This is a genomic window from Pseudomonas sp. CM25, assembly GCF_013179705.1.
GTDB lineage: Bacteria > Pseudomonadota > Gammaproteobacteria > Pseudomonadales > Pseudomonadaceae > Aquipseudomonas.
In genome coordinates, this window is record NZ_JABMCW010000316.1 from 1 (window position 1) to 6,170 (window position 6,170).

Genomic DNA, 6,170 nt, shown 5'->3' on the forward strand with positions numbered 1-6,170 from the left:
ATACCCGCTCACGGATAACACGGCGCAGTGCATCGAATTCCCAATGTGTTTGCACGCCGTTCTCATCGCATTCGAAGACCGTCTCACCGACCAGCAGCGAACGCCTTTCAGCGGTTGAGCGCAGCGCGCCGTCATAACCGATGAGGGTGGTGCGGGTTTCCAGTACCGGGTGCTGGCTGAGTGGGTCGACCATCCTCTTGAACTGATACTGGGTGGTGGTTTCCAGCGTGTTGCGTTTGAGCGTCTGCTGATAGAGGCGGCCATGCAGCAGGCTGGCAAACGGCGCGTCAATGTAGGCGCTCACCGTTTGCGCCAGCACCTCTGCCGGGTTGGCTTCCTGCACCAGTGTTTCGGTGTGCTCGACAACCATTGGGCTAAGCGTGATGGTGTCGCTCGCCAGCGGCGTCAGCGCGCGGTACCGATAGTGGCGGGTCAGGGTGGGTGCCGGCCCTTGGCCGTCGCTGGAGGGTGTGGTGGTCCGGCTCTTGAGGTGCCGAACGAAACCATTGGCATCCCCCGGGTACCCGTCTTCAGCCTCTACGCCGTACCAGGTATTGGTTTCGGTCACCCCGCTGGCCAGTTTCCGCCAGGTGATGTTGCCATGGGTGTCGTACTGTGTTTCGACCGTTTCCAGGCGGCTGCGGGTAATGTCGTTGGCCAATGACCAGCGGGTCTGCTCCCTGATCGGCATCTGCAGGGTTGGCGCCTGGTCGTCGAATGAGCCTGGCCTGAGGTTGTAGGTGGTGTTGATTTCATGAACGCAGTTGTTCTGGACGGTTCTGGTGGCAGTCAGCAGGTGGAAACGGTTGAAGGTACGGGTAACGCTCTGCAGTGGGTTGCTATCTGCGTCGCATAAGGTTTCGACGGTCTGATACTCGTAGTCGGCCGAGTACTTGTAGAGGTTGTCCAGCCCGTCGTCAGTCCAACCAATGCCACTGCCGAAGCCCAGGAAATTGTGCAAGCCCGGATAGGCATAGGCTCGCTGAAATGCGGGTTGTCCCTGACCTGGCTCGATGATGTGGCGGGTAACACGGGGCAAGGCCAGGGGGCGGCTGGTACCTGGGAACTGATGCCCACCATCCTGATAAAGCAAGTATTCCCGAGCGCCGGTAGGGGTCTCGACCTTGCTCAGGCACAGATGATCGAGCACCTGCCTGTATTCCAGGCGCCAGCTTGCATGCTCGGCGGTTGGCAAAACAACCGATTCGACCCAGTCGGTGTTGATCAGGTTCATCACATAGCGGGCGAAGGGCTGGCCGTCATCGCCCTGGTAAGGCCGTTCGCGCAACTCGATGCGGCCATCCTTGCGCTCTACTTCCAGAAGGATCTGCCCGCTGCCATCGGTGATCGAGCTGAGCATCATGTAGGCCGGGTTGAACGGCTGGTACGCCAGGCTGATGTGGTGCCCTGTCGCCGAATAGATCTGCACCGGCAGGGCGATGCGCCCGGTCATCCCGCCCATTTCTTCGAGAATTTCCACCACGCCAGAACGGTGTACCACCCGATAACGCGCGTTGCCACCAGGGCCGGCAGGTTCGCGATACAAATGAAAGTGCGCCAGCAGTTGCTCGCGCAGGTGCAGGCGGTTGCCGGCGGTTCCGGTGACCTTGAAAGTTTCACCGGTAGAGGTGGTGACGACTTGGTTGTGCGCAGTGAACTGGGTCAGTGACAGGTTCCAACCTTTGCCCCACCCAGAGTCGCTCTTGTTGAGCGGGCTGAAGTTGAGGCTGAGTTCCGGGTCGGGGCCCTGGAAGTCATTGGCGCGCAGGTCGGGAAGTTTGATCGACAACGTGTACTGGCCGGTGCGCGTATCGACACCGTTTTCCATGAAGCTCATGAAGTTAAGGGCGTTGGAGTGAATTGAAGGTTCTGAGCTCATGGTGGTGTGTCTCATCGTGTGCATGAGGAATGAACAAAGGCGTTTCAACTTTCAATGCGCCCATGCTGTACAGAGCTGGAACATGACAGCGCGGTGCTGCGGTACGGATCGACAGTAGTTGAAGTTACCTGGGCTGGCACCTAGCAGTTTTGCCAGGTGTCGAGCCACAGGGCGGGTGTTATATCTAGCTCAAGTTGCCGATTGGCCCTGTGTTGCAACGGAGACGCCACAATGGAAATGCCAGAGGTCGCGCACCTTGATGAAAGAAGTAACTCGGTCAGCCTGGATGCACTAGGCGATGCCGAGCTGGAGACCTGGATCAAATACCCCGGTATCGCCGAAGGGGATTACGTACGTGTCAACTGGCGAGGGTGCAGGGCGGACAATACGGCCGATGATATCTTTGGGGCTCGCCAAGTCCTTCGCCTGGACCCCGTAAAGGGCTGGGTGTTTCCAATCGCTAACGACAAAGTCAAGGCCTTGCGCGGTGGTCAGGTTTTCTACTCGTACATGCGAGTGACTGATGCAGGCGAGCCGCTCAGTGAGGAGTCCCTGCGTCGGGCCTTCTATGTCCAGCGGCCGGACGAAGGCTACTGGTCATTACCGGTTCCCCACCTTCAGGACGCCCATCAGGGGAAAATCGATGCCAGTGCGCTGAACCCTGAGGGCGTGCTGTTGGCGACAGCGCCGTATGCGGCCATGAGCGAAGGTGACGAGATTACGCTGACCTGGACGCCTTTCTATACCGAAACTGCAGAGGGCACGCCGGTTCAGCAGGAATATGTAGTTGAGGAGCGCGACATCGGTCAGCCACTGTTGTGGCACCTGGAATATGGCGATGTATACAACTACCTGTATGGTTACGGTTTGTTGCAATACCGCATCAAGTACGCCAGCGGTACTAGCAGCGAGTCCTTGGTGCAGCGCTTCGAAATCGTCTGGCCCGAACCTGAATCTGAACCCGAACCCGAACCCACCGACCCGGCACCCGCGCCACTGTTGCCGCCACCCCGCATCGACGGGCATACGGGGGGCGCCCTGGACCCCGATGACGAAGCCTATCAAGACGGGGTGTGGTTGGAACTGGAGGTTGACCCGCAGATGCGAGTCGGTGATTCGTTGATGCTCTACGCCGTGGGGCCTCAAGTGACATTGCGAAGCCTGCGCGCGGATGTGAGCTCCCTGGACGGCAAGCGGGTTGCCGTGCTTTTGGACCGCGCGTGGCTGCAGAGCGACGAGAACCGTGGCAAGCAGGTTACTTTCAGCTATGAATTTGCGCGGCAAGGCGTGCAGAAGCGCTCCCAGGTGCTCACTGTGATACTGCAACGCAAACTCCACCTGCCGCTGCCGGTAATCAAACATGCAGTGCAGGAGCCTGGTGATGAGTCGCACCAAGCCACGGTCCACCCACGCAACCTGGGCAGTGGGGCTGAAGTCAGGATTCCGCAGGATGCAGAACTCGGCGAGGGAGAGGTGCCTGCGCCGCAGATCAGGCTCCACTGGCAGGGACACGGCAGCACAGGGAACGTCATCGTGCCTCAGCCTGCTTCTGGCGACCGGCGCTTGTTCAGGGTGCCGCGATCGGCAATGGCGGCCAACCTGGGCAGGCGGCTTGACGTGTACTACACCCTCACGCGTCACGGCGAGGCGCCTAGGGAGTCGCAAAAGTTTGACTTGCGGGTGGCCGATTTCGACAGCGCAAGTTACCTCCCTATCCAGGTTTCAGGCGTTGAAAACGGGCAGTTGAAATTGAGCGAAGTTCCAACGCATGGGGCCCTCTGCACGCAGGACAGTTGGACGTTCATGGCAGAAGGGCAATTGCTCGGCATCCAGGCAGAGGGTGAGCCGAGAACCGGTAAACCCGCCACTCATGTTCTACGCCCGCGCACGGCGGAAGTGACCGAGGATGAGTACTATGACGGCAGCATTGAAGCGCTTCTTCCCATACAGTTTCTCGAAGGCCTGAATTTGAACAGCACCCTGAGACTGACAGCATCTGCCAGTTTCGATGACGGTGAGACGTGGCGAGACTTTCGGTCTGCCGATATTAAACTGATTGGCTGAAATATAATTAATTTCGGAGGTTACCCGTGTCGAATAATTCGAAGGCGGCGCTGCTGGCGTGGCTTCAAGCCGGCGATCGAATGCTGAACTGCGATTCGATCTTTGCCATTAAAAAGGACAAGGCCAACCCCTTGTTGATCCAGGAATATATAAGGCGTTTTCACACAGGCTCCTACCTGGAGCCGATCAACGGCGAAACGCCTGCGGACAATGGTTATAAAGTTTATATGCAAAACTTTATCCTGGATCATCCGCGCTTGTCTTTTGACAACGCCGAAATCACAAGCTCGCGGGCCAGCCTGCGCATGAAGATCGTTGGCGGTAACCAGGTAGGGTTGAAGAAGGTCGGTGCACACTGGTATCCCCAGCGCATTGACCGGATTGAACCCCTGGTGGGCCCGGAGTTGCGCCTGCGCCTTGAGCTTGCCGACGTGCCAGGCTATGTGAATGAGGAGGCAGGCCTGATCCTCGATTTGCGCAACAGTGATGATTTTGTGGTGACCTTCTCCGATTCCAGACGTATTCGAGAATTGGGAGGCGATTTTTTCAAGACCTTGTTCAAGGCGTTGCCCGACAGCAAACGCATCTGGTCACTGGGGCGTATCGAGCAAGGTAATGATGAACTGCTTCGACCCGAGTCGTTCCGACTGTTCACTCAGCGTAATCCGGCGGTCGATCCTTCGCCGATGGAAGAGGATGATGAAGATGTTGATGGCGCGGTAGTTGGGTTGATCAGCATGGTTGCAGGCAGCGGGCAGCCAGATATACCAGGGCCGGAATACCGCTACTTGATCCCTGATGACAGTGACGTTTACTCGGCCAGTGTGCTTTTCGAGCGCAAACGCGTGGCGCTTGCGACCGTCATCAGGCTCCTTCCGCGTGACATTTTCAAGAACGTGAAATTCAAGATTGAGCGGACGCCAAACGGTGAGATGTCAGCGATCGCAACGGCGGGGGAGTTGGCCTTTCTGTCAGAGCGCAAGACATTTAGCTACCAAAGCGAAAACGCTAAAGGCAGCGTTCACTGTGAAATTGATGCTCTTCTGGTTACCGATAAAGTTCCCCTTGCAGGCATTTTGAAAATCAACGTGGTGGCAGATCGCGTCACGCTGGAACTGTTGATTGATCGGCATGAAGTTTTCACCCAACTGGAGGCGTACCGGGAAGTCAGCTACGCACCGCACCCCTGGGTGAACCAGGATTTTGTCGTGGGCATCTGGAAGTGTGAAACCAGATTAACAGTGCGCGGTGAATGGCGGATGAAGGATCTTCACGGCGCCACGTTGGAGTTGTCCAGCTTTATCGCACAACCAGGAATGCTCAAGTCCCCTGAGCGGCTCTTCCCATGGGAGGGGGAGTCGACGGGAGGGGCGCTGGATGTGAATCATATGATGTTTGTCCTGCTGCTCCCTTACACGTCCTACCTCGACATAGGCGACTTGAGAGCTTTTGGGCCGATCAGGGCCGCGCTCGCCAAGGACCTTGCCACCCAGTTACGTATGGATGAAGTGGTCGAGCAAACCATCAAGCTGAATTTCGGTGGCGCAATTTTGAGCCGCGAACAGCATATGCCCAATGACATCATCTGTTTCGGCCACGTCGACCCGCGGTCGACCACGTTCACCGTGACGCCGCTGGAAAAGATCCTGGTCCACGGCGACAAGTTGCAGCTTGCATGCGTGCCTGCGCAAGCCGGTGTGAAGTGGTCGGCCGAGTCGGTCGAGGGGGCGACGGACGACGCGGGCCATTTCGATCAGCATGCCAACGGCTTGTACTTGGCGCCGGGCAGCACAGGCATTCAGGGTGAGTTCACCCGAGTGCGGGTCACCGCCACGGATCCGGTCAGCGGTTTTTTCAGTTCAGCACTGCTCACCGTGGTCAAACACGCCCTTCAGGTCAGCCCTTTGCTGGACGTATGTCAATCGGGCGACGAGGGGGTCAGCCTCAAGGCCGAGCACGTGACCGGTGGTGAACTGCAATGGCGCATCCTGGGCTCACAACCCTTTGGCAAGCTGGCGCATCCGACCGGCACGGCCAACACCTATCACCCTGGCAAGGACGTGGTGGGGAAATCGTTCGTGGTCGAGGAGGTGGAGGTGCGCAACAGCCTGACCGATGAACGCCGGACGCTATGTATCGTCACCCAGATGACCGGGAACCGCCCCGCTGATGTGCTGGTGGACGAACGCGATGACAAGTTGGGCAGAGTCTGGCTTTCCATCAGTGC

At 58.1% G+C, this 6,170-nt stretch carries 1 protein-coding gene and 2 pseudogenes; 2 read left to right on the plus strand and 1 reads right to left on the minus strand.

Annotated features, from left to right (window positions below; all coding sequences use genetic code 11):
* A pseudogene (locus HP546_RS24170) lies at nt 1–1,879 on the minus strand (hypothetical protein); the annotation flags it as partial.
* Nucleotides 1,880–2,110: 231 nt separating this feature from the next.
* Here HP546_RS24170 and HP546_RS24175 point away from each other — a divergent pair.
* Nucleotides 2,111–3,943, plus strand: coding sequence for a hypothetical protein (locus HP546_RS24175; protein ID WP_172230480.1), 1,833 nt, complete (start codon nt 2,111–2,113; stop codon nt 3,941–3,943).
* Nucleotides 3,944–3,969: 26 nt separating this feature from the next.
* Nucleotides 3,970–6,170 (plus strand): annotated as a pseudogene (locus HP546_RS24180) (hypothetical protein); the annotation flags it as partial.